Below are 25,404 nucleotides of genomic sequence, written 5' to 3' on the forward strand. Positions count from 1 at the left end.
GAATCCCATGCAATACGCCATGGTCCATACTGGAGAGGTACCCTCATCGCTGGAGGCATCATGATAAAAGCCATTCTGCTGATGACACTGTTCGCCCTGGCATGGCCGGTACTGGCCGACGACCCTGGCCGGCACGACTCACTTAACGACAGTCGACAGCGCAATCAACTGCAACGTGACGTCAGCAGCAACCGTGCCACCACGATCGAGCGTCACCAGTCACTGAACCGCAGCGAACACCGCGATGAGCGTTTCGACGAGCGCCAGCAGCAAGAGCGTCAACTCAAACGCTCTCTGCGCCGCCTGGAAGACTCGCAACACCAGCTTCGAGATAAGCGCAACCAGTCACCCTGACACAAAAAAACCCGACCAATACCGGCCGGGTCTTTATGCAAATCTGCATTTCCTTGCAGTCATCACGAACGTCCTGTCCGTGCCTCCATGCTTACCTAGGCTTCCTTTTCCCTAGCTTCCTTGCTTTCCGCCCTTCCTTGGCGAACACCATCACCATGGTAGAAGAAACGCAGTAGGGCAAATAACCTGAATTAAACAATGCCAATTTAATGTTCCAGAAAGTAAAAGAGGTCGACTCGGCCCGGCTACAAGGATATTGCCCACTCCCCCGCATGACGTACAATATGCGGCCCTTGGTGCCACTCTCGATTTTAGTTCCCCTTCATCGGAGGCCGACAATGGTTGAAAAATCAGCTCATGACTCGCTAGCGCGGGCCCGCCGATTTTCTGTGGCCCCGATGATGGATCGGTAACAAACCCTGCCAAGCTGGGCCTGGTATCGGTTGGGTACCAAATATGTTCCCTCTGTTTCTCCGTTTTCTCCCCTTCTTTCGCTAACAACGTACTCGCAACTGCGCTTCGCCAGCGACATTCGTGCGGGATACAGTCGGCGCGTGCGTGCACGCCTCATACGCGAGGCAGCTTCAGAATCTCCGGGGGTCTCGGAAAAAGGTAACAAAGGTAATGCTTTGCCTGATTTTCTCTTAACAAACTGAATACAAAGGGATTAAAACGAGTGTTCAAAAGGTAACAAAATGGTGATGGTAAGGTAATGCGTTACCTTTTAAAGAGGTAATAGAGAGCAAAATCCATATCCTTTTAAAACAATGACTTACAAGCGCATCACCTTTTACAGTACCTTTCATCACCTTTTGAGGGTAATGAAAAAAAGACTAAGAATCAGAAGGTTATCTCCTGATACGCCCCCTCGTGACCAACATTACCTTTCTCCGAGATACCCTCACTTTCTCAAGAAGCTCACCCATTCCTACCATCCCTCGTCGTACGCTCTGCGGGCTGCTCGGTTTCGCATGATTCCGCATGAGAATAGGCAGCCTCCTGACCATGCTGGCGCCCTGTATCTGCGCGGCCTGCGGCTAGGCGCATGGGCGCCCAAAAACCGACCGGTTTAGCGCGCAGGCGGGGCGGGGTGTCGACGGCGCGGCGCGGGCGCGCAGTGATGTAGGCAAGGCCGCTGGCGAGCTGCTTTTGTGTCCTGAAGGTTACTGAGACCAAAGAAGTGTGGCGGGGTGTCAGCCGTCAACTAGCTTGATGGCTGTACTCATAAAATAGGAGGGGTCGTGGATAACTATCATATCGTAAAGGATGGCGACCACTGGGCCTTGAAGAAGGCAGGGGCTACACAGGCCACGCTTACCGCGCCAACCAAAGACGAGGCCATTCATAAAACCCAAGACTTTATGAAGGGCAAGACGGCCAGCGTCAAAATTCACAAAGAAGATGGCACCATCCAGGAAGAGAGAACCTACCCGCGTAGTGCGGACCCTCATCGCACACCGGGATAGTGCTTGAATAGGGGCCGCCAATCGGGCGGCCCCTTCCAATTTACACACCATTCAGCGATTGGTGATGATCAGCTCGCCCTTGTCTTCTGTCGGCTTGCCGCCGACGCGATAACGAAGGCTGGTTCGTTGGATGTTCAATCCATGGAAGGCACTGCGCATCTCGGGGATGTCGTTCACGCTGATGACAACTTGGCCAGCGGCGTTGCGTGCCAGATCGGCCATTCGATCATACTGCTCGAGCCCGAAATCCCGACCGTAACCGGCGGTTCCCCAGTATGGGGGATCGAGGTAGAACAGGGTTCCTTCACGATCGTACCGGCGTATGCAGTCCGCCCAGTCGAGATGCTCGATAAGCGTCCGGGCAAGACGGAGATGCGCCGTACTGAGATCTTCTTCGATCCGCAACAGGTTCAAACGTGGCGGTGACACGGCAGAGGTTCCGAAGGATTGCCCTTCCACCTTGCCGCCAAACGCCAGCTTCTGGAGATAGAAGAACCGCGCCGCGCGCTGTATGTCCGTCAAGTGAGCTGGATCGATGTCTCGCTGGGTCAAATACTCTTCGCGGCTGACGAGCGCCCAGCGGAACTGGCGCACCAGCTCTTCGAGGTGATGCTTGACGATGCGGTATAGATTGACGAGTTCGCCATGGGCATCGTTGATCACCTCGACCGGGCTCGGCTCCTTCATGAAGAACAGCGCCGCTCCACCGCAGAACGGCTCGACATACGTCCGGTGGGGTTGAAACAGCGGCATGATCTGTTTCGCAAGGCGTCGCTTACCTCCCATCCATGGGAGAATCGGTTTAGTCGTCATCCTTAATACCTGTCTATTTATACAGCATTTGGTATACTCAAGGTGTTGCTCGAGGAGCATGGAAGGCTCCCTAGCGATCAAGGATGAACGCGAGTGACCTGCGCCCGATGGTTAACGCCTCGGGCGCTTTTTATTGTGCTGTAGCCGTTGCCGCGCCACCATCCAGCGAGTATTCCCGGAAGCGGATCACCTGTTCGCCCAGGATGTCGTTGATCTCTTCGAAGACGGCTTGCAGCGGCTCGAGCTCGTTGGTGACGAAGACTTTGGCGGCCTTCTCGACGTCGCCGAATCCGCCGACGTTGTTGGGCATCACGCCCATGAGCTGGGGCGGGACGCGGTGGCTTGCCAGTGTGTCGTCGCGGGTCTCTTGCTTGATGCCGGCGAACTCGTCCTTGGCGGCGACTTCCGAGATGGGGATGATCTGAACGCCGTCCTTCTTGCCGCCGGGCGAGTGAAGGAACAGATTGCGGAAGTTGCCGACGCCCTTCGATTCCTTGAGCGCTGTGCGCATGGCGTCGATGTCTTCCTGGTTCTGCGCGGTGTCGCTGACGTACATCACGAAGCCCGCGTGGGAGCCGTTCAGGTAGTATTTGCGGCGGAACAGGGTGGCGTTCTCGTTGAGCAGGATCGACTGCAGCGCGCCGAGGTAGTCCGGCACGCCGTAGATCTCTTGATTGATGTCGGGCTCCATCAGGTGAATGACCGAATCGCGCTCGAACTCGCTGGCCACCTGCCAAGACGTGACCCACCAGAACTGCCCTTCCTCGACGCCCCGCCGCACGTACTTGGCCCGTGCCGGCCGCAATGCCAGCAGCCGACCCAGGCGCCCATACACCCGCTCGATATACGCATTGCCAAACACCAGGTAGTCGGTGACCAACGCGCGGAACGCCTGCCGGCTCAGTAAGCGGTGAGGGATGAACGATCGCGATAAGATGTTGCGCTTCACCTGCAAGCTGGAGCCGTGATGCGCCGTGGCGCGGTACACCTTGGCCAACGCGGGCAGATCCACCGGCGGTTCGTACCAACGTGACGTCAGCATCCAGCAGCCGGTGTAGAGAAAGTCGGCCAGGTCGGTCACCGGGACCGGCTCGCCGAAGGTGAACGCCTCAGCCCGCGCCGGGGCTGACGCTGCCGCCTCCGCCGCCGGCTCGGATTCGGATAGCGTCGCCGGTACGCGCATGCGCGGTTTGTCTGCCGTGGTCATTCGGACATCTCCATGATGGCGCCGCCGCGCTCGCCCTCGGCGAGCACGTCGATGGGTTCGTTATTGAGGGCGTGCATCGTCGCCCACGCGAGATCCGCGTGGCCGGTCTGGGCGTTGCGCCCGGCGGTGAAGGTGAATTGGCGACCGCTCGCGGTCAGCTCGCGACGAATGGCGGTGAACGACTGCGCGACGATCACGTCGCGGCTATCGAATTCCAGTCGCCCGCGCTCGATGATGTGCTGCGCCTGGCGCACCAACGCGGCCTTGCTGTCCGGCGTGTAGCGATAGCGCGTGACGCGCGGGAAGAATTTCGCGACCAGCTGCGCCACGGCCTCGCCCATCCCGTTGGTGTCGATACCGATGAACTGGACGTTGTAGCGCCGCGTCACCTGCTCGATGAACCCGGCTTGCTCTTCGTAGTCCTGCCCCTTGATGCGGTGCTTCTCCAGGATGCGATGCCGGTCGTTGCGGTTCTTGGCCGGTGCCAGAACGACCAGGCCCGCGCCGTCACCGTCCAGGTTGTCCCCCGCCGGGTCGTAGCCCAGCCACACCGGCTTGTCGCCGAACGGCCGCGCGGCGAAGGGCTTCCAGTCGCGCCAGATATCCCAGCTGTCCACCATGCAGCGCTGCATGGTCATCATCGGGAACGCCGACTGCGAGTCGTCGACGAACTCGCACATCAGCAGGTTGGCGAATTCCTCATCGCTGTATTCCAGTCGCAGCTGATCGAGATCGAACAGATCGCAGCCGCCGTCGATGGCGTCCTCGATGGTCACGATCTGGCGCCACTGGCCATCGGCACCGCGTGCGCCACCGGCGAGCGCTGCATGGCTGACGTCGATCTCGACGCGCTCGTCTTTCTTGCGGCGCTTGTTGAAGCGCTCCCCGGTCCAGAACGGGTACGCCTCATGCGCCACGGATGACGGCGTGCTGAAGTAGGTCTGTTTCCACTTCTTGTGCATCGCCATCCCGCTGGTCACCTTGCGGAACTGCTCGAAGCCGTTGATCCAGAAATACTCATCTAAATACGTGTCGCCGTGGTAGCCCTGCGCGGTCTTGGCGTTCGTCCCCAGAAAGTGCAACTCGGCGCCATTGCTCAAAACGATGGGATCGCCCTTGAGCTCCACGCCGGTGGTTTCCTTCACGAACTGCACGATGTAGTGCTTGAAGATGTGTGCCTGTGCCTTACTCGCCGACATGAAGACCTTGTTCTTGCCGGTCTCCACCGCATCGGCGATGGCTTCCCTCGCGAAGTACCAGGTTGCACCGATCTGCCGCGACTTGAGCAGGTTGCGGATGCGCTCGTGCTGGCCAGCGCGGTACCAGCCGCGCTGGTAGTCGAACAGCGAGGCCTCGAAAGCCTCGACGATCTGGATCACGCCCTCGTCGCCGACATCGTTACGCGCCGGCTTGCGCTTTTCGCCGGCGTTGCGCCGTTCGATGTTGGGGTTGAGATCGCTTTCCTTGCCCGAGCCTTCGTACTTGTGCACCCGCGCCAGGCGCTCGACCTGGCGACCCAGCAAGTCGATCTCTTTGAAGTCCTTGCCTTCCTTCGAATCCTTCCAGATCAGTTGCACCATGCGCGCCTCGAGCGCGCCCTCGATGCGTTGACTGGGAGAGGCATCTTCCCAGGCGTCGCGCTTCTTCCAGCTATCGATGGTCGCGCGGGGCAGGTCGAGGAACTCGGCGATACGCGCGATGCGCCACCCCATCCAGTAGAGGTGGCGGGCAGAGAGGCGCGAGGCGTCGTGGGTATCCAGTTCGGGCGTCGGTGTCGTCATGCCGCCCAGCGTAACCTTGCGAGGGAGTGCGCCATTGCGGGCCCCGGTGTAGACAGGCCGACTCACACCCGGCCCGCGTTGAGCCCGGCCGCCGGTGCGCGGAACCTGATGCCAATACGCATCCCGCACCGCTCGAGGACACTTCATGAAATGGTTTCGCATCGCAACCGAAGGCGCGACGACTGACGGCCGCAACATCAGTGCCGCCTGGCTGCAGCAGATGGCCGACAACTTCGACCCCAATACCTACGGATGCCGGATCAACCTGGAGCACATGCGCGGCATGATGCCGGATGGCCCGTTCAAGAGTTACGGCGATGTCACCGCGTTGAAGGCCGAGCAAGGCGAAGACGGCAAGCTGCAGCTGTACGCATCCATCGACCCCACCGACGAGTTGAAGGCACTCAACGACAAGCGCCAGAAGGTCTACACCTCGATGGAAGTCGACCCCAACTTCGCGGACTCCGGCGAAGCGTATCTCGTCGGCCTGGCCGTTACCGACTCGCCTGCCTCGCTGGGTACCCAGATGCTCCAGTTCGCCGCCGGCGCGGGTAACGAGTCGCCGCTGGCCGGACGCAAGCAGCGCGCGGACAACCTCTTTTCCGCCGCCGTCGAAACCGCGTTCGACTTCACCACCGAGCCACCGGCCGATCCCGGCCCGTCACTCACCGAGCGCGTCAAGGCGCTGTTTCGCAAGCACGACGCCAAAAGCGAGGCGGGATTTACCGCGTTTCGCGACGAGCTCGAGCAGACCCTGGGGCTATTCGTCGAGAAGCATCAGGCCCTGGCCGACGATCTCAACGCGCGGCCCAGCGCCACGGCTTTCAATGAACTGAAAGCCGCCCACGACACCCTGCAAACCCGCTTCGACGAGCTGTATCAGCGCATCGACAACACACCGCGCCACACTCCACGCCAGCGCGCCACCGGCGACGACGGCACCATCGAAACCGACTGCTGAGGAATCCCGACGCTCATGCGTAACGATACCCGCAAACTCCTGAACAACTACGCCCAGCGGCTCGCCCAGCTCAACGGTGCCCCGAACGCGTTCGCAACGTTCGATGTCGATCCGTCGGTGCAGCAGACGCTGGAAACCAAGATCCAGGAATCAAGCGAGTTCCTGAACCGCGTCAACATGGTCGGTGTGCGCGACATGGTCGGCGAAAAACTCGGGCTCGGTATCAGCGGCCCCATCGCTGGGCGTACCGATATCAGCCAGCGCGACCGCAATCCCAGCGATCCCACCACGCTGGACGAACACGAATACCGCTGCCAATCCACCGAGTTCGATACTTTCCTGAGCTGGGCCAAGTTGGATGCCTGGGCCAAATTCCCGGACTTTCAGGCCCGCGTGCGCGACGCGATCATTCGCCAGCAAGCCCTCGACCGCATCATGATCGGGTTCAATGGCACTAGCGCTGCCAAGCAGACCGACCGTAGCGCGAACCCAATGCTCGAAGACGTCAACGCGGGCTGGTTGCAGCAATACCGCGCCAATGCCGCCGCGCGCGTGATCGACGGTGTCCAGATCGGCAAGGGCCAGGAATTCCAGAACCTCGACGCGCTGGTGTACGAGGCGGTCAACTCGCTGATTGACCCGTGGTACCGCGACAACACCGACCTCGTCGCCATCGTCGGCCGCTCGCTGATGACCGACAAGTACCTGCCCAAGATCAACGAGTGGGAACAGCCCACGGAATCGCGCGCCCTGGATCTCATCATGGCTGCCAAGCGCCTCGGCGGGCAGAACGCCATGCAGGTGCCGTTCATGAAAGACAACGCCATCTTCATCACCAGCACCGAGAACCTCTCGATCTACTGGCAGGAAGGCTCACGCCGGCGCCACCTGGTCGAGAAGCCGGAGCGCAAGCGCATCGTCAACTATGAATCCAGCAACGATTCCTACGTGATCGAAGATTATGGCTTCGGCTGCCTGATCGAGGGCATCGAGTTTGCAGACGCAGACACCAGCGGTAGCGGGGAATAACGATGGTCAGTTCCATTCGTCGACACTTCGAACGCGTCAGCGCCGCGCAAGCGGCGCGTGACGCCGGCGACGCGCCCATGCACGGCGACGAATACCACCTCATGCAAGCCAAGCTCTTCGAGGACTATCGGCGCCTGAAAAGCGTCCAGTCTGTCGAGCGCAAGGTCGCCATCAAGCGCGAGATTCTTCCCGACTACGCCGATTATGTCGACGGCGTGCTCGAGGGCGGTGCCGGCGCACAAGACGAGGTACTGATGCGCGTCCTGCTCTGGCGCATCGACATCGGCGATATCGATGGCGCGTTGGGCATCGGCCGCTATGCCCTGCGCTACGGGCTCGAGCCTGGCGATCAGTTTCAACGCTCCACCGCTGCGATTCTCGTCGAGGAAGCCGCCGATCAGGCGCTCGCCCTGGAAGAGGACGACGCCAGCCTGCTCGCAGCACTTCAGGAGATCGAACGCCTTACCGAAGGTGCGGACATGCACGACCAGATCCGCGCGAAATTGCACAAGGCCCTGGGCAATGCCCATCGCGCCGCCGGCGAACCGCAAGAAGCGCTGACGCATTTCCGCCGTGCACTGGCGCTCAACGAGCGCGCCGGCGTCAAGAAAGACATCGAGCGCCTCGAACGCGAGGTGAAGAACGCAGGCGATCAGGCCAACTCCTGACCGTCGCCAACGAGTCGCACGCCGACGTCAGGGGGCGCGACGCCAGAGTAGCGACTTATCACTGCTCGACGCGTCGCCCACCCCCTTCATACACGAACACCAGGAGCCACGATGAGCAGCTTCGTTTCGACCGGCACCACAAGCACCACCACCGCCGAGCCCGTCACGAATAACGGCTTCTGGCCGGACATCGAGCCCAGCGAGTTTCGCGACACGCATCGCCTCGACGGCACCATCACCGCCGTGCGCATCGAAGGCGCCCTGCTCGCTGCCATGGCCACGGTCAACCGCACCCTGCGTGACTGGCAGACCAAACAGGTCGACGCAGGCTACGCCACCGTTGATGCCGTGCCGGTACCGATCTGGCAGGCACCGGGCGTATTCGATGCGTTGTATCGCCGCGCGGTCTTCTCCACGGCGCATGCCAGCCTGGTCGAGCGTTATCGCGATTACGACGCCACCGCCTCGACCCGTGACCGGGGCGATCTCAACGAGTACACCGGCGAAAGCTACCGGCGCGACGCCGCCTGGGCGATCAGCGAGATCGAGGGTCGCCCGCACAGCACGGTCGAGCTGATATGAGCCGCACCGTGCACGCGCGCCAGGGCGACACGCTGGATGCCATTTGCTATCGCGCCTACGGCCGCACCGCCGCCGTCACCGAACGCGTGCTGGAGGCCAATCCCGGCGTCGCCGACCTGGGGCCGATATTGCCGCATGGCACACCCGTCACGCTGCCCGAGATCACCCGACAGCCCAGCCGCGCGCTCGCCGTGCAGCTCTGGAACTGAACGTTTTACCGCGCCGACACCGCGCGATTGCCGACGAGGACAGCATGGCCCAGCCGCTCGAAATTACCACCGAAAGCCTCAAGGCAACCCCGCCGGCATTCGTCACCGCCTTGTACATGGGCGGCATGACGCCGGCCGACTGGGTCACGGCCCTCACCCTGCTCTATCTGGCGCTGCAAATCGGCCTGCTGATTCCGCATTACGTGCGCAAGTGGAAACGCTGGAGGGCGAAATAATGTCGATCAAACGCCGCCTCATCGTCGGCGGTACCGCCGGCGCCCTCAGCCTCGCCACAGCGGTGGTATCCCAGTTCGAGGGCTACCGGTCGGAGGCCTACCGCGACCCGGTGGGCATCCCGACCATCTGCTATGGCCACACCGGCGATGTCGATATGGGTCAGACCCTGAGCCAGGCCAAGTGCAAGGAGCTGCTCGCAGAAGACCTCGGCGATGCTTTCGACGCCGTCGACCAACGCGTCGATATCGAGCTTCCCCCGGCGCGCCGCGCGGCTCTCGCCTCATTCGTCTACAACGTCGGCGAAGGCGCCTTCGCCCGCTCCACGCTGCTCGAGCGACTCAACGCCGGCAAGATGCGCGCCGCCTGTGACGAGCTCACCCGTTGGGTCTACGCCGGGGGCCGAAAGCTCGCCGGCCTGGTCAAGCGCCGCGCCGCTGAACGCAAGCTATGCCTGCGAGGGCTCAATCCATGATGGTGCTGGGACGCCTGCTCGGCGCCGTGCCGCTCAAGGTCTGGCTGGTGCTGATCGGCACCGGGGTGATCGGCGCCGGCGGCTGGTTCGCTTGGCAGGAATACCGCGCTGCCCTGACCGATGCATCCAGCGCCCAGCAAGCGCTTGATTCCGCCCAGGCCGAAAACGCCCAACGCCAACTGGTGATCGACGCCTTGTGGCAAAACGCCCAGCGCCTCGAGGACCAGCGCCGGCAACTGGCCGAGACGAAAGCCGACCTCACCCGCACCGCATCCAACCGCCTCGCCCACATCCGGGAACTACAGCATGACAACGATCAGATTCGCCGCTGGGCTGACACTCGCTTGCCTGACCGGGTTAGCCGGTTGCGCGAGCGCCCCGCCGTCACCGGCGCCGCCGCTTATCATCAATCAGTGCTCGACGCCCAGCCCGTGCACGCTACCGGCCAGCCACCCGACGACTAACGGCGAATTGCACCTGCAACTAGAGCACACCGAAGCCGCCTGGGCGCAATGTGCGGCCGAGGTCGATGCCATCATTCAATGCCACGAGCACACCGATGAAAAAACTCCATCTGCTACGCACGCACCTGATTAACGCCGTGCCAGGGCTCGCCCGCGATCCCGACAAGCTGCTGACATTCGTCGAGGACGGCAGCCTCGAGTTTCGTCGCGGCCCCAACCTGTCCCACGAATACCAGTTCGCCGCGCAGCTGGTGCTGACCGACTTCGGCGACGACCTCGACACCGTGATGGTGCCATTGCTGCAGTGGCTGGCCGAGTATCAGCCCGACGCCGCCCCCGGTGAGGCAGTGACGTTCGAGGCGGAGATCCTCAGCAATCAGGCGGTAGACGTCGCGCTGCGCGTGCGGCTCACCGAGCGCGTGATCGCCAAGGTCGATTGCGACAGCGGCGCGATCCACGTCGACCATGTGTTGTCACGGTTCGAGCGCGATGCCTGCCCCATCACGCATTGGCAGTTGCTACTGCGCGACGCCGAGGCCGACGACGACTACACCCTAGCCGCCGAATGGGGCGAGGAACCCACCGATGACGGATGACCTGCAAGCCCTGGAGGACTGGGCAGCCCCGTTGCTCGCCCAGCTCGAAGCCAAGGAACGCCGCCGCCTGGCGCGCGTCATCGCACGCGACCTGCGCCGCAGCCAACGCCAGCGCATCCGCGCGCAGACCAATCCCGACGGCACGCCCTACGCGCCCCGTAAGCCCCAGAAGTGGCGTTCCCGCCAAGGCGGCATCCGCCGAAGCGCCATGTTCGACAAGCTCTCCACCGCGAAATGGATGAAAGCCACCGCGCACGGCGATACCGCCGTGGTCGCTTTTATGGGCAACGTCGCGCGCATCGCCCGCACCCACCAATACGGCCTACGCGATCGTGTCGACCGCGACGGCCCCACCATCGACTACCCGCAGCGCGAGCTGCTCGGTTTTACTGACGCCGACCGTGAACTCGTCATCAATTCGCTGTTCAACCATCTGGACCCGGTGTAAGACGCCCGCGCCACACCCGCCGCCGCTTCGCCTGTCGCCGTAGCCCACGCACGATAGCGGCATGCACAACGTCGCCGAACTTCTCCGCCTGATTCACAACCTCATCCGCACCGGCACTATCGCCGAAGTGGATCACGACGCCGCGCGTGTGCGCGTCAAATCCGGCGAGCTGCTCACCGATTGGCTGCTGTGGATCGAAGGCCGCGCCGGGACGACGCGTGACTGGGATCCGCCCACCGTGGGCGAGCAGGTCATCGTCTTCTCGCCCGGCGGCGATCCCGCCGCCGGCGTGGTGCTTACCGGCCTCTATCGCAGCGCACACCCGGCGCCTTCGAGCGATGCCAACGTCATCGGCCGCTGGTACCCGGACGGCACGCGCATCGAGTACGACCACGCCAAGCATCGGCTCTTCATCGACTGCGTGGGCGATATCGCCGTCAAGGCCACCGGTACCGTCACCGTCGACGCCAAGTCGATCCACCACAACCAGGGCAACCCGGTCGTCACCACGGGCCACATCTGCCACTTCACCGGCAACCCGCACGGTGACGGCTCATCAACAGTCACGGCGGGGAAATAAGCCATGGCACTCAGCAAGTCTCAGCTCAAAAGCCGCATAGTCAGCGAGATGCGCGCCCAGGGCGCCACCGCGACCGGGGAATACAGCTGGGTCAACCGCATGGCCGAGGCCATCGCCAATGCCGTGGTCGACGAAGTCCAGTCCAACGCCGAGGTGCCGGTCACCGGCGGCTCGAGCTCCGGCACTTACGAGGTGAAATGATGGCAGGCATGTCGCGCACTACTGGCCAGCGCCTCGACGCCCTCGAGCACCTTCGGCAGTCGATCACCGACATTCTCACCACGCCGCTGGGCTCGCGCGTAATGCGCCGCGACTACGGCTCGCTGCTGCCTGAACTCATCGACCAGCCGCTCAACGGGGCGACCGCACTGCGTGCCTACTCCGCCACCGTCGTCGCGCTGATGAAGTGGGAACCGCGCGTCCGCGTGACACAGATCACCCGCATCGTCTCCACCACACGCCCAGGGCGTTTCGACCTGCGCATCGCAGGGCGTCGCGTCGACACCGGCGACGACGTCGCCATCGACGTCCCATTGGGGGCCGCCGCATGAGCTCCCCCATCGACCTTTCGCAACTGCCCGCGCCGGACGTCGTCGAGGAACTCGATTACGAAGACATCCTCGCCGAGCGCAAGGCGCGTCTGCTCGAGCTGACACCCGAGGATGAACGCGCGGACGTCAAAGCCACGCTCGCGCTCGAGTCCGAGCCGATCACCAAGCTGCTACAGGAAAACGCCTATCGGGAGCTGACATGGCGCCAGCGCGTCAACGAGGCCGCCCGGGCGGTGATGCTGGCCTACGCCGATGACGATGACCTCGATAACGTGGTGGCCAACTTCAACACCCAACGCCTCGAGGTCGATCCCGGCGACCCCGATACTTCCCCACCGGTACCGCCGAACTACGAGAGCAATCGCGAGCTTCGCCTTCGTGCCCAGCGAGCCTTCGAGGGGCTGAGCGTCGCCGGCCCCACGGGTGCCTATGAATTTCACGCACTCAGCGCAGACGGCCGTGTTGCCGATGTCACCGCGATCAGCCCCCAACCCTGCGATGCACTGGTCACCGTGCTCTCGCGCCTCGCTGATGGCACTGCCGACCAGGAACTGCTCGACATCGTATATGCCGCGCTCTCTGCCGAGACCGTCCGCCCGGTATGCGACCGGCTCACCGTACAATCCGCCGAGATCGTCGATTACGCCATCGACGCCACGCTCTATCTCTACCCCGGCCCCGAGCAAGATCCGATTCGGGACGCCGCACAGTCACGTGCCGAGACCTACGTGAAGACGCAACGCCGGCTCGGGCGCGATATCCGCCTCTCGGCGATCTACGCCGCGCTGCATGTCGAAGGCGTCCAGCGCGTCGAACTCGATGCCCCCACCGAGGATGTCGTCCTCGACGACACCCAAGCCTCCCACTGCACCGAGATCGCCTTGCGCATTGGGGGCACCGATGAATAACCGATCTCTGCTACCGCCCAACGGTACCGAGCTCGAACGCGATGCGGCACAAGCGCTGGCCGAGATCGAGCGTGTGCCGGTACCGCTACGGCAACTGTGGAACCCCGACACCTGCCCCATGCCCCTACTTCCTTACCTGGCGTGGGCGTTCAGCGTAGACCGTTGGGACACGACCTGGCCGGATACCACGAAACGCGGCGTAGTCCGCTCAGCGTTCTACGTGCACCAGAAGAAAGGGACCATTTCGGCGCTCAGGCGCGTCGTCGAGCCGCTGGGCTACCTACTGGAAGTCGAGGAATGGTGGCAGATGGAACCGCTCGGCGAGCCCGGCACCTTCGCGCTGCGCATCGGCGTGCTGGATACCGGCATCACCGATGCGATGTACACCGAGCTCACCCGCCTCGTCGAAGACGCCAAGCCGCTGACACGCCACATCGTCGGGCTCGACCTGCTCGGCGAAACGCGCGGGCCGTTCTATCTGGGCGCGGCTACCTATGACGGCGACATCACCACCGTTTACCCCTACGCCGCCGGCGACACCGAATCTACCGGCCCGATCTACATCGGCGGCGCGCTCGACGTCATCGACACTACCACCGTCTACCCGCAACCCGCGCAACCATAAGAGGAGCTGTCGCCCATGCCCCAGTTCTACACGCTGCCCACCATCGTTGGAGAGGCGAAGATCGCCAACGCCATCGCCCTGGGCGGCGCCGTCGAAATCACCGACCTCGCAATCGGCGACGGCGGCGGCAGCCTACCGACGCCGGACAGCGACCGCGAATCGCTCGTCAACGAAGTCCGCCGCGCCGCGATCAACACCAGCGTCGTCGACGAGGACAACCCCAACTGGATCGTCGTCGAGCAGGTTCTCCCGCCGGACATCGGCGGCTGGACCATTCGCGAGATCGGCCTATACGACACCGACGGCGATCTCATCGCCTACGGCAACTACCCCGAGACCTACAAACCGGTGCTGTCGGAAGGCTCAGGCAGAACGCAGACGATCCGCTTCGTCATGCAGGTCTCGGACACCGCCGCCGTCACGCTCAAAGTCGACCCGTCGGTAGTGCTCGCTACCCGCGAATACGTCGATGACGAGATCACCGAACACGCCCAAAGCCGGAATCACCCCGACGCCACGACAACGGCCAAGGGAATGGTGCAGTTCGGTACCAGCGAGGAGACTCGGCAGGGCAACCGCACCGACCGCGCTGCCCATCTTGCTGGGGTGAAAGCGGCGGTTGATAAGCACAAAGAAGAATCTCAAGCGCATAACGCGTCAAAAATCGCGCTTAGCAATCCTGTTAAGCAAGCACCTGATGCCGAAAACGTTGATGAAGCGCTTGCCGCCTTGGGGGCGTTTGCCGCTGATGGATACCAGAACATCGCCGTGTTCGATACCGCTGGGGTTACCGAGTGGAAAGTCCCGCAAATTCTGAAAGATGGCCGCCGCAAGGCTTACGTAGTCGTTGACGGGGCCGGAGCTGGTGCGGGAAGAAATGACACCGGCGGTGGCGGTGGCGGTGGTGGCGGTCACGCAGAGAAGGTGATCGATTTGACGGGGGTCGAAACTGTCACGATCACTATTGGGCTCGGTGGAGAAGGGGCCCCCGATGGTATTGGAAAAGCAGATGGAACTAATGGCGGTACAAGTTCATTCGGAGAATATCACAGTGCTGAAGGGGGGCGCGGCGGTACGAACTGGTTCGGCGGTCCCAGTGGTATTGGCATCGGAGGTGACATCAACACAAGCCTGGGGTGCGGTGGATCTGCGGCACGTAACGATGGCAACAGTAACGGCCGGTACCGAGGGGGCATAGGAGGCGGTCCCGGTGGCAACACTACAGGCGCTGACGCGAGTTCCACAGGCGGTAATGCGACTGGCCCCGGCGGCGGCGGTGGCGGTGGTAACGAGAACGCACCAGGTGGAAACGGCGCCGATGGACAGGTCATAGTGAGGTGGTAAGCATGTGGGCACGTATCAATAACAACGGCATCGTGACCGAAATCACGGACATTGACCCGACGGGACGTTTTCATCCGTCGCTAACATGGATCGAATGCGGTGATGACGTGCGCCCGCGTTGGCACTACGACGGCGAGGCGTTCTCAGCGCCGCCCAGTGAATCGCTCGCCGACCTCGCACAGCGCAAACGCCACGAGATCGACGCCGCCCGTGACCAGGCCTTCGCCACCGGCCTCGACTACGACATCGCTGGCGAGCCCGACGTCGTCCAAACCCGCGCCCAGGACCAGATCAATCTGCTCGGCCTACGCGCAAAGGCCGAGTCGCGCGCCGCCGCCGGCGTCACCGACGCGGTCATGGAGTTTCGCGGCAAGAGTAACGTGACGCATCAGCTCACGCCCGAGGACATGATCGCACTGACCACTGCCGCGCTCGATCACATCGAAGGGATCTATAAGAGATCATGGGAACGGAAGGACGCCGTCGATGCCGCGCTTGAGAATGAAGATCGGGAGGGGATTGAAGCGGTGGCGTGGTGAACGCTATCACCTCCGGGAATGAAGAAGCCCGCCTATTGGCGGGCTGCCATGCTCGTCAATCTTCCTTGAACTTCATCACACCCTGACCATTCGTCTTCACAGATTCGATGCCATTTTCTCTCGCTGCATCGGACGAGTACATCTCGCTGGTCCCGATCACCTGACCGTTTGCCGCCTTCAGGTTGAAGAAAGGCTGACCGCTCTTGGACTCTTTCCGATCATAGCGATCATCGTTACCGCTGTTGGTGCGGCAGGACTCGATGCCGTTCTCGGCAGCCCCTCGTGTCGTGTAGCGCTCGCTGGATAGGATCACCTCATGGTTACCCGCCTTGAGCGTGAAGTGGTACTGGCCATCAGTAGCCTGCTTGAGTTCGTAATAACCCGCCATCGTTCGATCTCCATGCTGGTTGTACAACCAAAAGAACCCCGTCCAGCGAAGACAAGGCCCTACCACTTCTAGTACCCATGGGGCGAGTCTGCCACCGTTCCGTTGTATACCCGCGATCCACAATGCCGACCCCGGCGAGGCTCCCCGACATCGTCCTGTAATACGACATCGCCAGCGAGGTGAGCTTCGCGGCAAAAGCAACAAAACGCGCATGCTCACGCCCGAGGAAATGATCAAGCTGACCACCGCCGCGCTCGATCATATCGAGAGGATCTATAAACGCAGTTGGGATCGGAAGGACGCCGTCGCTGATGCACTTGAGAATGAGGATCGGGAGGGGGTTGAAGCGGTCGCCTGGCTATCGGGAGCATAAAAGGGAACCGGCCTGAAATTGACGCTGGACGAGAAAGTAGCGAAGATAATGAACGCTATACGCAACACCCTACTCAGGTGCCCTCATGCCTCAGCCGCAGCCCCGCGCCACCGCCATCGCCGAGATCATTGACGAACTTAGACGCATGGAAAAGAGGCGTGGCCACACGACCCAACTGGATGAGCGGCGTTTGCATAGATCGCTCGCCAGGCTAGACGATAGCGCCGAGAGTCAAGCTGCGCGTAAGGCCATCTGGGCCCAGTGGAACAGGGACCATGAGTCGTTCGATTCAGCCGTCACGACCCTGCTCAAGATGGAGAATCTGAGCCGACCTCACAGTCTCTACGTCAATTTTGCGCTAATGTCTATGCACGCCCTGAACCCCGTTCTCTCCAGCCGTTTGAACCGCGCGGCATTCCGGACCGAGCAGCATAATCTGGAGTTCCTTCGTCATGTGCTGCGAAACGCCTGGCACGCGGCGGATCTGGAATGTTGCGAGGAAGTGATCATACAGCTCGGCCGACTCAAGGCCGATGACTACGACAAACACAACAAACCACTCCAGATAGCCAAAGATTTGCTCGAAACTCACGGCATCACGCTGGCCGAGTTCCAGCAGCATATTCAACGCGTCTTTGACCAGATGCGTGGCTTTCTGACGAACCGGCCCGATGCCTACATGGGCACCGGGATCGCCACCAACATCTATGACGACGGCCACCGGGAATTCGTTCTAGAGTTCCAGCTCGGCGTGGACGACGAGACCCTCGATACCATCGATGAAGCGCTACTGGAACTGCTCTCGGACACCAACCGGGTGCGGCCGGCGCTCAACAAGTGCGTGGGCGTGCTGGTTCGGGACCATCCCAGCGAGATCACCGAGGCCTGCTGATGCCGGACCGCTTGCTTACCATTGCCCAGGAACAACTCGACGCTACCCCATACGATCAAGCGCGACTGCGCAGCGCGGTCAATCGCGCCTATTACGCCGCCTTCCTGACCGGCCGAACCTATTGCGACGAAAAGGCGCTGGTCACGGGTACGGGCGCCAGCCACGAGAAGGTGATTCATGCCCTGCTGGACCACCCCAATCTTGCCAAGCGCGGAAACCAGCTCAACGAAATGAAGCGGCTACGCCACAAAGCCGATTACGACTGGGACCGAGACATCTCCCCTCGAGATGCCAAGAAGACGCTGAAAACCTGCAGGGAACTGGTCGCCTTTTTCCAATTCATCGACCCGCCTGTCGAATAGACCCGCCGTCTGAACTGACCCCCGAAAGCTGGACATCGGTCCAACTGTAGGGGGTCAGTTCAATGGGTAGCGGGCTTTAGGTCCTTCAATCAAAGGCGCTAGGCCTGACCACTGGCTTGGGCGGAAATTCAGCGTAGGTGGTTTTTATACCCAACTTCATCCCTATCTTGTTCAAGCTACGGATAACCCTATCTGGGACTCGTACGCCGGGCATGTATGTCTGATCTTCGCCATGTAGAACATCGTTAGCCATCAAGTTCAGGAGCATGGAGGTCTCTGTGACATCTCCCGCCTTGGGTACAAAGCGCAGCAGGGCCCACAATTTATAAAATGGTATCGCCTGCATCTTGGCTACGTTGATCGCTCCCATTTTTTTCAGCGAATTTGACATATCTTCTGTCGCGTTACAGTTAGTTATAGATGACTGATTAGAAAGAAGATAATAACTTAGCTGACCAAAAGCCTCACGAAGATCCAAAATAGGTTTGATCATAAATTGTTCAATCAATTTGCCGAGCACGAAGACCGAAACCCCAGTCACCACCGTTGCGAATATTTCCACTGGCCTCCCCTTTTTTATCGGACACCGTTCTACAACCTTCACCAGTCTACCAGCCCCGACACCATGAACGCCTGACGCCCCCTGACCAGAGCACACAATGGCTAGGTGTAAACCCCGCCTCTCACACCCTGCCCCACTAACACCCTAACCGCTCACCCCGCACGATACCTGCGTGAATTCACGTCTTTTTTGAAGACTCGCTGAACCTGCGCAGGAGCCACCATGGCACTCGACCAATACCACCACGGGGTGCGCGTTACCGAGGTCAATGACGGTACCCGCACCATCCGCACGATTTCCACGGCGGTCGTCGGCGTGGTCTGTACCGCGTCGGACGCCGACGAAAAAACCTTCCCCCTCAACCGCCCGGCGCTGGTCACCGATGTCGATGCCGCGATCGGCAAGGCTGGGACCCTGGGCACGCTGAAAAACACCCTCACCACCATCAGCAATCAATCCAAGCCGATCATCGTCGTGGTGCGCGTGGCCGAAGGCATCGACGACATGGAGACCACCGCCAACGTCATCGGCACGACCGACGAGACTGGCCAGCGCACCGGCCTGCAAGCGTTGCTCACCGCCAAGCAAAAGCTGGGCGTGACGCCGCGCATCATGGGTTGCCCGGATCTCGACACCCAGGAAGTCGCCACCGCCCTGGTCTCGGTGCTGCAGCAGCTACGCGGCTTTGGCTACGTCCATGCCCACGGCTGCGAGACGATCACCGATGCCACCGCCTACCGCGACGAATTCGGCGCGCGGGAACTCATGGTGATCTGGCCGCAGTGGGAGGCGTTCGACACCGACGATGCCGACACGGTCACCGTCAGCCCGGTCGCCGTGGCCCTGGGTCTGCGTGCGAAGCTCGACCAGGAAGTCGGCTGGCATAAGACACTCAGTAACGTCGTGGTCAACGGCGTCACCGGCATCAACAAAGACGTGTTCTGGGATCTCCAATCGCCGAATACCGACGCCGGCATCCTCAACGCGGCGGACGTCACCACGCTCATCCAGCAGGGCGGCTATCGCTTCTGGGGCTCGCGCACCTGCGCCGGGCCGGAGTCGCTGTTCCCGTTCGAGAACTACACCCGCACCGCGCAGATTCTCGCCGACACCGTCGCCGAGGCGCACCTGTGGGCCGTCGACAAGCCGATGCACGCCTCCCTGGCCCGCGACATCATCGAGGGCGTCAACGCCAAGTTTCGCGAGCTCAAGAATCTGGGCCTGATCGTCGACGGCTCGGCCTGGCTGAACGAAACGCTCAACACGCAAGAGTCGCTCAAGGCCGGCAAGTTGCGCATCGACTACGACTACACGCCGGTGCCGCCGCTCGAGGATCTCGGGTTCCAGCAGCGCATCACCGATTCGTATCTCGCCGACTTCGCCGAGCGCGTCGCCGCCACCGCCTGAACTGACTAGATAGGGACCGATCAATGGCACTCCCCAAGAAGCTCAAGGATCTCAACCTGTTCAGCAACGGTGACAGCTGGCAGGGCATCGTGCAGTCCGTCACCTTGCCGACGCTCACGCGCAAGATCGAGGAATGGCGCGGCGGCGGCATGGACGGTCCCGTCGGTATCGACATGGGCCAAGACGGCTTGCTGACCGTTCAATGGACCGTCGGCGGCCTGGTCGAAAGCATTTTCGATAACTTCGGCAGCTCAACCATCGACGCCGACATGCTGCGTATGACCGGCAGCTACGAACGCGACGACGTCGACGACGCCTCAGCGGTCGAGGTCGTCATGCGCGGCCGTCACACCGAAATCGACATGGGAGATGCCCAGTCCGGCGAGAACACCGAGCACCAGGTCACCAGCACGCTCAGCTACTACAAGCTCAGCATCGACGGCGCCCCGAAGGTCGAGATCGACCTCGTCGGCCAGGTCTTCAAGGTCAACGGCGAAGACCGCCTCGCCGGCCGTCGCCAGCGCCTGGGCATCTAAGGCTTGTCAATGGTCGCCGAGCGAAGAGACCCACCCAAGCGGCCCCGCACGGGGCCTTATGCCATACACCAGGAGCACCACCGCATGACCAAAGCCCAAGTCGCCCAAGCCATCAGCGCCACCGTCGAGCTTGACACGCCCATCCAGCGCGGCGAGCAGATCATCGACAGCATCACCCTGCGCAAACCCAGCGCCGGCGAACTGCGCGGCGTGAACCTCGCCGACGTGCTGCAGATGCAAACCGACGCGCTGATCAAGTTGATCCCGCGCCTGTCCACGCCCTCGCTCACCGACAAGGAAGCGGGCCGCCTCGATCCCGCCGACCTGGTGCAATGCGGCGGTGAAATCGCCGGTTTTTTGCTCTCGAAGCGGGCCAAGGGCGAGGACGCGTAGACCTCCCCGCGAGTGTCGAGGATGCGATGGCCGACCTGGCCATCGTCTTCCACTGGACGCCCACCGACTGCGCGGCATTCACCCTGCGCGAACTGATGGAATGGCGCGAACGCGCGCGCAAGCGTAGCGGCGCCGACAGCAACGGAGCCGGCCATGGCGCGCGATCTTAAACTCCAGGTAGTCCTCGACGCGGTCGATAAGGCCACCGGTCCGCTCAAGAAGATTACCCAAGGCAGCAGCAAAACCGCCGACGCCCTCAAAGCCAGCAAGGATGAGCTGCGCAAGCTCGAACGCCAACAGCGCGACCTGGGCTCGTTTCGCAAACTCAAGGAAGCCACCCGCGAGAATGGCGAAGCGCTGGCCACCGCGCAGGAACGCCTGCGCAACATGCGCGGCGAGCTCAAGCGCACCGATGCCCCCACCGAGAAGTTCCAGCGCCAGTTCAAGCAGGCCCACGATGAGGTCGAACGCCTGAACGGCAAGCTCGGCGACCAGCGCCGCCGCCTGGGCGAGCTGCGGGGCAGCCTGCGTCAGGGCGGCGTTAGCACCGACAACCTCGGGCGCAGCGAAGACCGACTCGCCGAGCAAATCCGCGACGCCAACACCCAGTTCGATGCGCAAAAGCGCAAGATGGGGCAAGTCGCCGAGGCACAACGCAAGGCCAAGCGCGCCAACGACCAGTTCCATCGCGGTATCGGCCGCGCCAATGGCATGCGCGGCGCGGGCATGACCGGGCTGGCCACCGGGGGCGCCGCGCTCTACGGTGCCAGCCGCCTGCTCTCCCCCGGCGTCGAGTACGGCCAACAGATGAGCGCCGTGCAGGCCGTGGGGCGCTTCAACGCCGACGACGAGCGGTTCAAGGCCCTCAAGCAACAATCTCGCGACCTGGGCTCAAGCACCCAATTCAGCGCCGGTGAAGTCGGCTCCGGGCAAGAGTTCCTATTGCGCGCGGGGATGAGCGCCAAGGCCATTAAGTCCTCGATGAAGGACGTGCTCAGTCTCGCCGTCGCCAACAACACCGAACTCGGCCGCACCGCCGACATCGCCTCGAACATCGCCGGTACCTTCAAGATCGATCTCGAAAAAGAAGGCGCCATGGGCCACGTCGCCGACGTTCTCTCGGCCACGGCCAGCCGCGCCAACGTCGATCTGGAAAAGCTCGGCAACACGGTGAAGTACCTCGGCGGCGCCGAAGATCTCGACCTAACGCTCGAGCAGGCCAGCGCCATGGCCGGGCTACTCGGCAACATCGGCATTCAGGGCAGCCAGGCCGGCACCACGCTGCGCGGCATGATGAATCGCCTCACCGACCCCACGGCGGAAGCTGCCGGCGTCATCGACCGGCTCGGTGTGAAGGTCTCCAACGCCGACGGCGAAATGCGCGCCATGCCCGAGATCCTGCGCGACATCAACGCCGACACGAAGGATCTCGGCAACGCCGACCGCAAACAGGCCCTGCAGCAGATCTTCGGCGCCGAGGCAGGCTCAGGCATGGCCGAGCTGGTCAGCCAGATGAGCACCGGCAAGCTGGATGGCCTGATCGAAAAGCTCCGCGTTGCCAACGGCGAAAACGAGCGCATGGCCACCACCATGAAGGACAACATCGGCGGCGACCTCAAGGCCCTCAATAGCGCCTGGGAAGAGGTCGGGATCTCGATCACCGACACCAATAACGGCCCGCTACGTGAGCTCATCCAGAACGTCACCGCGATCACCCGCTGGGTCGGCGACTGGATCAAGCAGAACCCGGAATTGGCCAGCAGCATCGCCAAAGCCGCCGCCGGCCTCGCCGCCCTGGTCGCCGTGGGTGGCGCATTCACCATCATGATGGCGTCGATCCTCGGGCCTATTGTCACCGTGCGCTACGGCCTCGCCATGCTCGGCGTTCAGACCGGCGGCCTTGGTGGCAAGATCTACTCATTGACCAGCAAAATACTACCGGCGTTGGGCCGTGGCATCCTGATGATCGGCCGCACGCTCGCCCTGGCCGGCCGGCTGCTGCTGATGAATCCCATCGGCCTGGCCATCACCGCGCTCGCGACCGCCGCCTACCTGATCTACAAGAACTGGGAGCCCATCAGCCAGTTCTTCAAGGACCGCTGGGCCGACGTCAAAGCCGCCTTCAGCCAAGGCACCGGCGCCGTGCTGCAGTTGCTGCTCAACTGGAACCCCATCGGGTTGCTCTATCGCGGTATCACCGCCGCACTGTCCGCGCTCGGCGTCGAGATTCCCGACAAGTTCAAAACCCTGGGCAGCGCCATCGTCGATGGGCTGATCGGCGGTCTGACCGGCAAACTCGGCGAACTCAAAAATCAAGTCGTCGGCATGGCCGACAGCGTGGGCGGCTGGTTCAAGGACAAGCTGGGCATCAACTCGCCCAGCCGCGTCTTTGCCCAGTTCGGCGGCTATACCGTGGACGGTCTCAACCAGGGCCTTGATGCGCAGCGTAACGAGCCCGCACGACGCATCGCGCAGATCGCCAAGAGCGTCACCCGCGCCGGCGCCGGAATGGCCCTGGGCGCCGCGACGTTACCCGCTGCCGCGTCGCCCGACATCGCCCAGCAAGAACCGATCCGCTTCGACACCCGGCCGCCACTTGCCGCCGGCGGTGGGCAGCAAAGCGTCGATAACAGCGTCAACATCGGCGACATCCACGTCCAGGCCACCCCCGGCATGGACGAACGCCAGCTCGCCCAGTACGTCGCCCAGGAAATCCAACGCGCCCTGGCCGACGCCCAGCGCGAGCAAGACGCCCGCAACCGATCGTCAATGTTGGACAGAGACTGAAAGTTACTCACTGGAATGCGACTGGCCGGGGCGCGTCAAAAGAGCTTGACAGGAGCTGGCCACCAATAGAACCAAAGCTCCGTAGAAAATGATCGAGAGAAATATACTGAGGATGGTCACGCAGACAGAAGCCAATGATTCATCCGGCAGCGCTTTGATAAAAAGAGACGTCACCGAGACTGTCAGGCCGCTTAAAAATGCGAGCTCTATATGCCCCCTATTAGAAGTTTTCGCCTGTATCCCCAACACGGCACCAACGAAGAGAAGCAGTCCCTGCAGGTCAACGTTATGAACGATTTTGACCAATAACAGTTTATCCGGTCCCAATAAGGAAATAATGAACAGGATTAAAAGCAGAATGACGGTAGATATTGCTACAACCGTTGCAATCTTATCTTGAGAGGAAATCTTCATGCTCATGGCCCTTGGAATGTTCGTATTTGAAGTCGGCAGCGTCCCCTACCAGCAACTCAAGCGCGCCACCGAATGGCGGCACGCCAGCCAGTCGCGCGTCGGGGATCGCCCTGCGTATCAATTTATCGGCCAGGGGAGCGATACCATTACCCTCAGCGGCACCTTGCTCCCCGAATTCACCGGTGGCCGGCTGGACCTCGACGAGATCCGCGACATGGCCGACCAGGGCCAGGCGTGGCCGCTGGTCGAGGGAACCGGGCGGCAGTACGGCCTGTGGGTGATCACCAAGGTCGACGAAACCTCGAGCGCGTTTTTCCGTGACGGCGCGGCGGCGAAGATCGAATTCACCCTCTCGCTCGAGCACGTCGACGACCGACGCACCGACCTGATGGGCGACCTCACCACCTCCACCCTCGCCCGTCTCGCCGGGGCCTACGCATGAACGACACCACCCCGCGGCGTTACAGACGCCCCAGCTACCGCATCACCCTGGCCGGGCGCGACATCACCCCCAAGATCGACGGCCGACTCGTCTCGCTCACCCTGCGCGAGCGACGCGGCATGGACGCCGACCAGCTCGACCTGACGCTAACCGACCACGACGGCGCCCTCGCCCTGCCCCCACGCGGCGCCGAGCTGCATGTGGCATTCGGCTGGCAAGACGAAGGGCTCGTCGACAAGGGCGTGTTCACGGTCGACGAAGTGCAGCACAGCGGCACGCCGGACCAGCTCACGATCCGCGCGCGTAGCGCCGACATGCGCGGTCGCCTGCCCGGCAAACGCACCCAGAGCTGGCACGACATCATCCTCGGCGATCTCGTCGACACCCTCGCCAAGCGCCACGACCTCGACCCGGTGGTCGGCAACACCCTGCGCGGCATCCGTATCGCCCATATCGACCAGACCGAAGAATCGGACCTGAACTTCCTGACGCGCCTGGGCGAGCGCTTCGACGCCATCGCCGCGATCAAATCACAGCGCATGCTCTTCACCCGCGCCGGCGAAGCATTGACCGCGAGTGGCCTGGCCATGCCCGCCGTGACCCTCACGCGCCGCGACGGCGACCAGCACCGCTACAGCGTCACCGATCGCGACGCCTATACCGGCGTCGTCGCTTACTGGAGTGACAAGGCCAACGCCGAACGCCAACGCGTCATCGCCGGCAGCGACGACGACGCCAAGGAACTACGCCCCACCTACGCCAGCCAGGCCGACGCCCTGGACGCCGCCCAAGCTGAATGGCGGCGCGTGCAACGCGGCGAAGCCAAGTTCAACATCACCCTCGCCCAGGGGCGCCCCGACATCCTCCCCGAATCACCGCTACGGGTGAGCGGCTACAAGCCCGAGATCGACGCCACCCCCTGGTTGGTAACCGAGGTGGAACACTCGCTAGGCGATAGTGGCTTCGGGACCAGGGTGCAGTGTGAGGTGCTAGAGATTTAAGGCCGACACTACT

General features: G+C 62.3%; 36 protein-coding genes. 30 read left to right on the top strand and 6 right to left on the bottom strand.

Annotated elements, in window-relative coordinates; all coding sequences use genetic code 11:
* The first annotated feature begins 60 nt into the window (after positions 1-60).
* Positions 61-354: a hypothetical protein gene (locus tag L1073_RS02980; RefSeq protein ID WP_246896773.1), complete on the top strand. Its 294-nt coding sequence runs from the start codon at positions 61-63 to the stop codon at positions 352-354.
* 1,241 nt (positions 355-1,595) lie between these two features.
* A complete protein-coding gene (locus L1073_RS02985; RefSeq protein WP_246896774.1) occupies positions 1,596-1,820 on the top strand; it encodes a DUF2188 domain-containing protein in 225 nt (74 codons plus the stop codon).
* A 51-nt stretch (positions 1,821-1,871) separates the two neighbouring features.
* Here the strand turns inward: L1073_RS02985 and L1073_RS02990 are convergent, their stop codons facing one another.
* From L1073_RS02990 to L1073_RS03000, 3 genes are all read right to left on the bottom strand, one after another.
* A complete protein-coding gene (locus L1073_RS02990; RefSeq protein ID WP_246896776.1) occupies positions 1,872-2,633 on the bottom strand; it encodes a DNA adenine methylase in 762 nt (253 codons plus the stop codon).
* Between the two features lie 130 nt (positions 2,634-2,763).
* On the bottom strand, positions 2,764-3,840 hold the full coding sequence (locus L1073_RS02995; protein ID WP_246896777.1) for a phage portal protein: 1,077 nt from the start codon (positions 3,838-3,840) through the stop codon (positions 2,764-2,766).
* On the bottom strand, positions 3,837-5,621 hold the full coding sequence (locus L1073_RS03000; RefSeq protein ID WP_246896778.1) for a terminase large subunit domain-containing protein: 1,785 nt from the start codon (positions 5,619-5,621) through the stop codon (positions 3,837-3,839). Before L1073_RS03000 ends, L1073_RS02995 begins: the two co-directional genes overlap by 4 nt.
* Before the next feature lie 145 nt (positions 5,622-5,766).
* Here L1073_RS03000 and L1073_RS03005 point away from each other — a divergent pair, with 145 nt between their 5' ends.
* From L1073_RS03005 to L1073_RS03085, 18 genes are all read left to right on the top strand, one after another.
* Positions 5,767-6,582, top strand: coding sequence for a GPO family capsid scaffolding protein (locus L1073_RS03005; protein ID WP_246896779.1), 816 nt, complete (start codon positions 5,767-5,769; stop codon positions 6,580-6,582).
* Between the two features lie 15 nt (positions 6,583-6,597).
* A complete protein-coding gene (locus L1073_RS03010) occupies positions 6,598-7,611 on the top strand; it encodes a phage major capsid protein, P2 family (RefSeq protein WP_246896780.1) in 1,014 nt (337 codons plus the stop codon).
* 2 nt (positions 7,612-7,613) lie between these two features.
* A complete protein-coding gene (gpM, locus tag L1073_RS03015) occupies positions 7,614-8,279 on the top strand; it encodes a phage terminase small subunit (RefSeq protein WP_246896781.1) in 666 nt (221 codons plus the stop codon).
* 111 nt (positions 8,280-8,390) lie between these two features.
* Positions 8,391-8,861 carry a head completion/stabilization protein gene (locus L1073_RS03020; RefSeq protein WP_246896782.1) on the top strand — a complete coding sequence of 157 codons (471 nt, stop codon included), beginning with the start codon at positions 8,391-8,393 and terminating at the stop codon, positions 8,859-8,861.
* Between the two features lie 8 nt (positions 8,862-8,869).
* Positions 8,870-9,070, top strand: coding sequence for a tail protein X (locus L1073_RS03025; RefSeq protein ID WP_343322443.1), 201 nt, complete (start codon positions 8,870-8,872; stop codon positions 9,068-9,070).
* 44 nt (positions 9,071-9,114) lie between these two features.
* Positions 9,115-9,306 (top strand): hypothetical protein, encoded by a 192-nt coding sequence (locus L1073_RS03030; RefSeq protein WP_246896784.1) that lies wholly within the window; start codon positions 9,115-9,117, stop codon positions 9,304-9,306.
* Positions 9,306-9,779 (top strand): lysozyme, encoded by a 474-nt coding sequence (locus L1073_RS03035; RefSeq protein ID WP_246896785.1) that lies wholly within the window; start codon positions 9,306-9,308, stop codon positions 9,777-9,779. Before L1073_RS03030 ends, L1073_RS03035 begins: the two co-directional genes overlap by 1 nt.
* Positions 9,776-10,243 carry an Rz-like lysis system protein LysB gene (gene lysB, locus L1073_RS03040; RefSeq protein ID WP_246896786.1) on the top strand — a complete coding sequence of 156 codons (468 nt, stop codon included), beginning with the start codon at positions 9,776-9,778 and terminating at the stop codon, positions 10,241-10,243. Before L1073_RS03035 ends, lysB begins: the two co-directional genes overlap by 4 nt.
* Positions 10,128-10,376 (top strand): Rz1-like lysis system protein LysC, encoded by a 249-nt coding sequence (gene lysC / locus L1073_RS17330; RefSeq protein ID WP_425531563.1) that lies wholly within the window; start codon positions 10,128-10,130, stop codon positions 10,374-10,376. Before lysB ends, lysC begins: the two co-directional genes overlap by 116 nt.
* The gene (locus L1073_RS03045; protein ID WP_246896787.1) at positions 10,339-10,839 is read left to right on the top strand and encodes a phage tail protein; all 501 of its coding nucleotides are present in this window, start codon (positions 10,339-10,341) and stop codon (positions 10,837-10,839) included. The genes lysC and L1073_RS03045 overlap by 38 nt, the downstream gene beginning before the upstream one ends.
* A complete protein-coding gene (locus tag L1073_RS03050; RefSeq protein WP_246896788.1) occupies positions 10,829-11,287 on the top strand; it encodes a phage virion morphogenesis protein in 459 nt (152 codons plus the stop codon). Before L1073_RS03045 ends, L1073_RS03050 begins: the two co-directional genes overlap by 11 nt.
* A 61-nt stretch (positions 11,288-11,348) precedes the next feature.
* Positions 11,349-11,867, top strand: a complete 519-nt coding sequence (locus L1073_RS03055) for a phage baseplate assembly protein V (protein WP_246896789.1) — start codon at positions 11,349-11,351, stop codon at positions 11,865-11,867.
* 3 nt (positions 11,868-11,870) lie between these two features.
* The gene (locus tag L1073_RS03060; protein WP_097023405.1) at positions 11,871-12,068 is read left to right on the top strand and encodes a hypothetical protein; all 198 of its coding nucleotides are present in this window, start codon (positions 11,871-11,873) and stop codon (positions 12,066-12,068) included.
* Between the two features lie 8 nt (positions 12,069-12,076).
* The gene (locus L1073_RS03065; protein ID WP_246896790.1) at positions 12,077-12,418 is read left to right on the top strand and encodes a GPW/gp25 family protein; all 342 of its coding nucleotides are present in this window, start codon (positions 12,077-12,079) and stop codon (positions 12,416-12,418) included.
* Positions 12,415-13,326: a baseplate assembly protein gene (locus L1073_RS03070; protein WP_246896791.1), complete on the top strand. Its 912-nt coding sequence runs from the start codon at positions 12,415-12,417 to the stop codon at positions 13,324-13,326. The genes L1073_RS03065 and L1073_RS03070 overlap by 4 nt, the downstream gene beginning before the upstream one ends.
* Positions 13,319-13,951, top strand: coding sequence for a phage tail protein I (locus L1073_RS03075; RefSeq protein WP_246896792.1), 633 nt, complete (start codon positions 13,319-13,321; stop codon positions 13,949-13,951). The genes L1073_RS03070 and L1073_RS03075 overlap by 8 nt, the downstream gene beginning before the upstream one ends.
* A gap of 15 nt (positions 13,952-13,966) precedes the next feature.
* On the top strand, positions 13,967-15,295 hold the full coding sequence (locus L1073_RS03080) for a phage tail protein (RefSeq protein WP_246896793.1): 1,329 nt from the start codon (positions 13,967-13,969) through the stop codon (positions 15,293-15,295).
* A gap of 2 nt (positions 15,296-15,297) precedes the next feature.
* Entirely contained in the window at positions 15,298-15,834 is a 537-nt protein-coding gene (locus L1073_RS03085; protein WP_246896794.1) for a DUF4376 domain-containing protein, read from the top strand.
* 55 nt (positions 15,835-15,889) lie between these two features.
* On the opposite strand, the gene L1073_RS03090 is transcribed toward L1073_RS03085, so the two are convergent.
* The gene (locus L1073_RS03090) at positions 15,890-16,222 is read right to left on the bottom strand and encodes a YegP family protein (RefSeq protein ID WP_246896795.1); all 333 of its coding nucleotides are present in this window, start codon (positions 16,220-16,222) and stop codon (positions 15,890-15,892) included.
* A gap of 19 nt (positions 16,223-16,241) precedes the next feature.
* Between L1073_RS03090 and L1073_RS17395 the strand changes: the two genes are divergently transcribed.
* From L1073_RS17395 to L1073_RS03105, 3 genes are all read left to right on the top strand, one after another.
* Positions 16,242-16,595: a DUF4376 domain-containing protein gene (locus L1073_RS17395; RefSeq protein WP_281505951.1), complete on the top strand. Its 354-nt coding sequence runs from the start codon at positions 16,242-16,244 to the stop codon at positions 16,593-16,595.
* 85 nt (positions 16,596-16,680) lie between these two features.
* A complete protein-coding gene (locus tag L1073_RS03100) occupies positions 16,681-17,487 on the top strand; it encodes a hypothetical protein (protein ID WP_246896797.1) in 807 nt (268 codons plus the stop codon).
* Complete coding sequence (locus L1073_RS03105; RefSeq protein ID WP_246896798.1) at positions 17,487-17,849, top strand: HEPN domain-containing protein; 363 nt, start codon at positions 17,487-17,489, stop codon at positions 17,847-17,849. Before L1073_RS03100 ends, L1073_RS03105 begins: the two co-directional genes overlap by 1 nt.
* A gap of 85 nt (positions 17,850-17,934) precedes the next feature.
* On the opposite strand, the gene L1073_RS03110 is transcribed toward L1073_RS03105, so the two are convergent.
* A complete protein-coding gene (locus tag L1073_RS03110; protein WP_246896799.1) occupies positions 17,935-18,411 on the bottom strand; it encodes a hypothetical protein in 477 nt (158 codons plus the stop codon).
* A gap of 222 nt (positions 18,412-18,633) precedes the next feature.
* On the opposite strand from L1073_RS03110, the gene L1073_RS03115 reads away from it, so the two are divergent.
* The 5 genes from L1073_RS03115 to L1073_RS03135 all read left to right on the top strand — a co-directional run bounded on the left by L1073_RS03115 (position 18,634) and on the right by L1073_RS03135 (position 23,534).
* Positions 18,634-19,818 carry a phage tail sheath protein gene (locus tag L1073_RS03115; protein WP_246896800.1) on the top strand — a complete coding sequence of 395 codons (1,185 nt, stop codon included), beginning with the start codon at positions 18,634-18,636 and terminating at the stop codon, positions 19,816-19,818.
* Between the two features lie 23 nt (positions 19,819-19,841).
* Entirely contained in the window at positions 19,842-20,354 is a 513-nt protein-coding gene (locus L1073_RS03120) for a phage major tail tube protein (protein ID WP_246896801.1), read from the top strand.
* Between the two features lie 84 nt (positions 20,355-20,438).
* Complete coding sequence (locus L1073_RS03125) at positions 20,439-20,747, top strand: phage tail assembly protein (RefSeq protein ID WP_246896802.1); 309 nt, start codon at positions 20,439-20,441, stop codon at positions 20,745-20,747.
* 26 nt (positions 20,748-20,773) lie between these two features.
* Positions 20,774-20,917: a GpE family phage tail protein gene (locus tag L1073_RS03130; RefSeq protein ID WP_246896803.1), complete on the top strand. Its 144-nt coding sequence runs from the start codon at positions 20,774-20,776 to the stop codon at positions 20,915-20,917.
* The gene (locus L1073_RS03135) at positions 20,901-23,534 is read left to right on the top strand and encodes a phage tail tape measure protein (protein WP_246896804.1); all 2,634 of its coding nucleotides are present in this window, start codon (positions 20,901-20,903) and stop codon (positions 23,532-23,534) included. Before L1073_RS03130 ends, L1073_RS03135 begins: the two co-directional genes overlap by 17 nt.
* Positions 23,535-23,537: 3 nt before the next feature.
* Here the strand turns inward: L1073_RS03135 and L1073_RS03140 are convergent, their stop codons facing one another.
* Complete coding sequence (locus tag L1073_RS03140; RefSeq protein WP_246896805.1) at positions 23,538-23,948, bottom strand: hypothetical protein; 411 nt, start codon at positions 23,946-23,948, stop codon at positions 23,538-23,540.
* On the opposite strand from L1073_RS03140, the gene L1073_RS03145 reads away from it, so the two are divergent.
* Both L1073_RS03145 and L1073_RS03150 read left to right on the top strand, forming a co-directional pair.
* Positions 23,947-24,390: a phage tail protein gene (locus L1073_RS03145; RefSeq protein ID WP_246896806.1), complete on the top strand. Its 444-nt coding sequence runs from the start codon at positions 23,947-23,949 to the stop codon at positions 24,388-24,390. The genes L1073_RS03140 and L1073_RS03145 overlap by 2 nt on opposite strands.
* Positions 24,387-25,391 carry a contractile injection system protein, VgrG/Pvc8 family gene (locus tag L1073_RS03150; protein ID WP_246896808.1) on the top strand — a complete coding sequence of 335 codons (1,005 nt, stop codon included), beginning with the start codon at positions 24,387-24,389 and terminating at the stop codon, positions 25,389-25,391. Before L1073_RS03145 ends, L1073_RS03150 begins: the two co-directional genes overlap by 4 nt.
* The last annotated feature ends 13 nt before the right edge of the window (positions 25,392-25,404 follow it).

This window comes from Chromohalobacter nigrandesensis, assembly GCF_023061285.1.
Classification (GTDB): domain Bacteria; phylum Pseudomonadota; class Gammaproteobacteria; order Pseudomonadales; family Halomonadaceae; genus Chromohalobacter; species Chromohalobacter nigrandesensis.

Coding starts and splice junctions, on each gene's coding strand:
- L1073_RS02980 (WP_246896773.1), top strand. CDS start 61: ATGATAAAAGCCATTCTGCTGATGACACTGTTCGCCCTGGCATGGCCG.
- L1073_RS02990 (WP_246896776.1), bottom strand. CDS start 2,633: ATGACGACTAAACCGATTCTCCCATGGATGGGAGGTAAGCGACGCCTT.
- L1073_RS02995 (WP_246896777.1), bottom strand. CDS start 3,840: ATGACCACGGCAGACAAACCGCGCATGCGCGTACCGGCGACGCTATCC.
- L1073_RS03000 (WP_246896778.1), bottom strand. CDS start 5,621: ATGACGACACCGACGCCCGAACTGGATACCCACGACGCCTCGCGCCTC.
- L1073_RS03005 (WP_246896779.1), top strand. CDS start 5,767: ATGAAATGGTTTCGCATCGCAACCGAAGGCGCGACGACTGACGGCCGC.
- L1073_RS03010 (WP_246896780.1), top strand. CDS start 6,598: ATGCGTAACGATACCCGCAAACTCCTGAACAACTACGCCCAGCGGCTC.
- gpM (WP_246896781.1), top strand. CDS start 7,614: ATGGTCAGTTCCATTCGTCGACACTTCGAACGCGTCAGCGCCGCGCAA.
- L1073_RS03020 (WP_246896782.1), top strand. CDS start 8,391: ATGAGCAGCTTCGTTTCGACCGGCACCACAAGCACCACCACCGCCGAG.
- L1073_RS03030 (WP_246896784.1), top strand. CDS start 9,115: ATGGCCCAGCCGCTCGAAATTACCACCGAAAGCCTCAAGGCAACCCCG.
- L1073_RS03035 (WP_246896785.1), top strand. CDS start 9,306: ATGTCGATCAAACGCCGCCTCATCGTCGGCGGTACCGCCGGCGCCCTC.
- lysB (WP_246896786.1), top strand. CDS start 9,776: ATGATGGTGCTGGGACGCCTGCTCGGCGCCGTGCCGCTCAAGGTCTGG.
- L1073_RS03045 (WP_246896787.1), top strand. CDS start 10,339: ATGAAAAAACTCCATCTGCTACGCACGCACCTGATTAACGCCGTGCCA.
- L1073_RS03050 (WP_246896788.1), top strand. CDS start 10,829: ATGACGGATGACCTGCAAGCCCTGGAGGACTGGGCAGCCCCGTTGCTC.
- L1073_RS03055 (WP_246896789.1), top strand. CDS start 11,349: ATGCACAACGTCGCCGAACTTCTCCGCCTGATTCACAACCTCATCCGC.
- L1073_RS03060 (WP_097023405.1), top strand. CDS start 11,871: ATGGCACTCAGCAAGTCTCAGCTCAAAAGCCGCATAGTCAGCGAGATG.
- L1073_RS03065 (WP_246896790.1), top strand. CDS start 12,077: ATGTCGCGCACTACTGGCCAGCGCCTCGACGCCCTCGAGCACCTTCGG.
- L1073_RS03070 (WP_246896791.1), top strand. CDS start 12,415: ATGAGCTCCCCCATCGACCTTTCGCAACTGCCCGCGCCGGACGTCGTC.
- L1073_RS03075 (WP_246896792.1), top strand. CDS start 13,319: ATGAATAACCGATCTCTGCTACCGCCCAACGGTACCGAGCTCGAACGC.
- L1073_RS03080 (WP_246896793.1), top strand. CDS start 13,967: ATGCCCCAGTTCTACACGCTGCCCACCATCGTTGGAGAGGCGAAGATC.
- L1073_RS03085 (WP_246896794.1), top strand. CDS start 15,298: ATGTGGGCACGTATCAATAACAACGGCATCGTGACCGAAATCACGGAC.
- L1073_RS03090 (WP_246896795.1), bottom strand. CDS start 16,222: ATGGCGGGTTATTACGAACTCAAGCAGGCTACTGATGGCCAGTACCAC.
- L1073_RS03100 (WP_246896797.1), top strand. CDS start 16,681: ATGCCTCAGCCGCAGCCCCGCGCCACCGCCATCGCCGAGATCATTGAC.
- L1073_RS03105 (WP_246896798.1), top strand. CDS start 17,487: ATGCCGGACCGCTTGCTTACCATTGCCCAGGAACAACTCGACGCTACC.
- L1073_RS03115 (WP_246896800.1), top strand. CDS start 18,634: ATGGCACTCGACCAATACCACCACGGGGTGCGCGTTACCGAGGTCAAT.
- L1073_RS03120 (WP_246896801.1), top strand. CDS start 19,842: ATGGCACTCCCCAAGAAGCTCAAGGATCTCAACCTGTTCAGCAACGGT.
- L1073_RS03125 (WP_246896802.1), top strand. CDS start 20,439: ATGACCAAAGCCCAAGTCGCCCAAGCCATCAGCGCCACCGTCGAGCTT.
- L1073_RS03130 (WP_246896803.1), top strand. CDS start 20,774: ATGGCCGACCTGGCCATCGTCTTCCACTGGACGCCCACCGACTGCGCG.
- L1073_RS03135 (WP_246896804.1), top strand. CDS start 20,901: ATGGCGCGCGATCTTAAACTCCAGGTAGTCCTCGACGCGGTCGATAAG.
- L1073_RS03145 (WP_246896806.1), top strand. CDS start 23,947: ATGCTCATGGCCCTTGGAATGTTCGTATTTGAAGTCGGCAGCGTCCCC.
- L1073_RS03140 (WP_246896805.1), bottom strand. CDS start 23,948: ATGAAGATTTCCTCTCAAGATAAGATTGCAACGGTTGTAGCAATATCT.
- L1073_RS03150 (WP_246896808.1), top strand. CDS start 24,387: ATGAACGACACCACCCCGCGGCGTTACAGACGCCCCAGCTACCGCATC.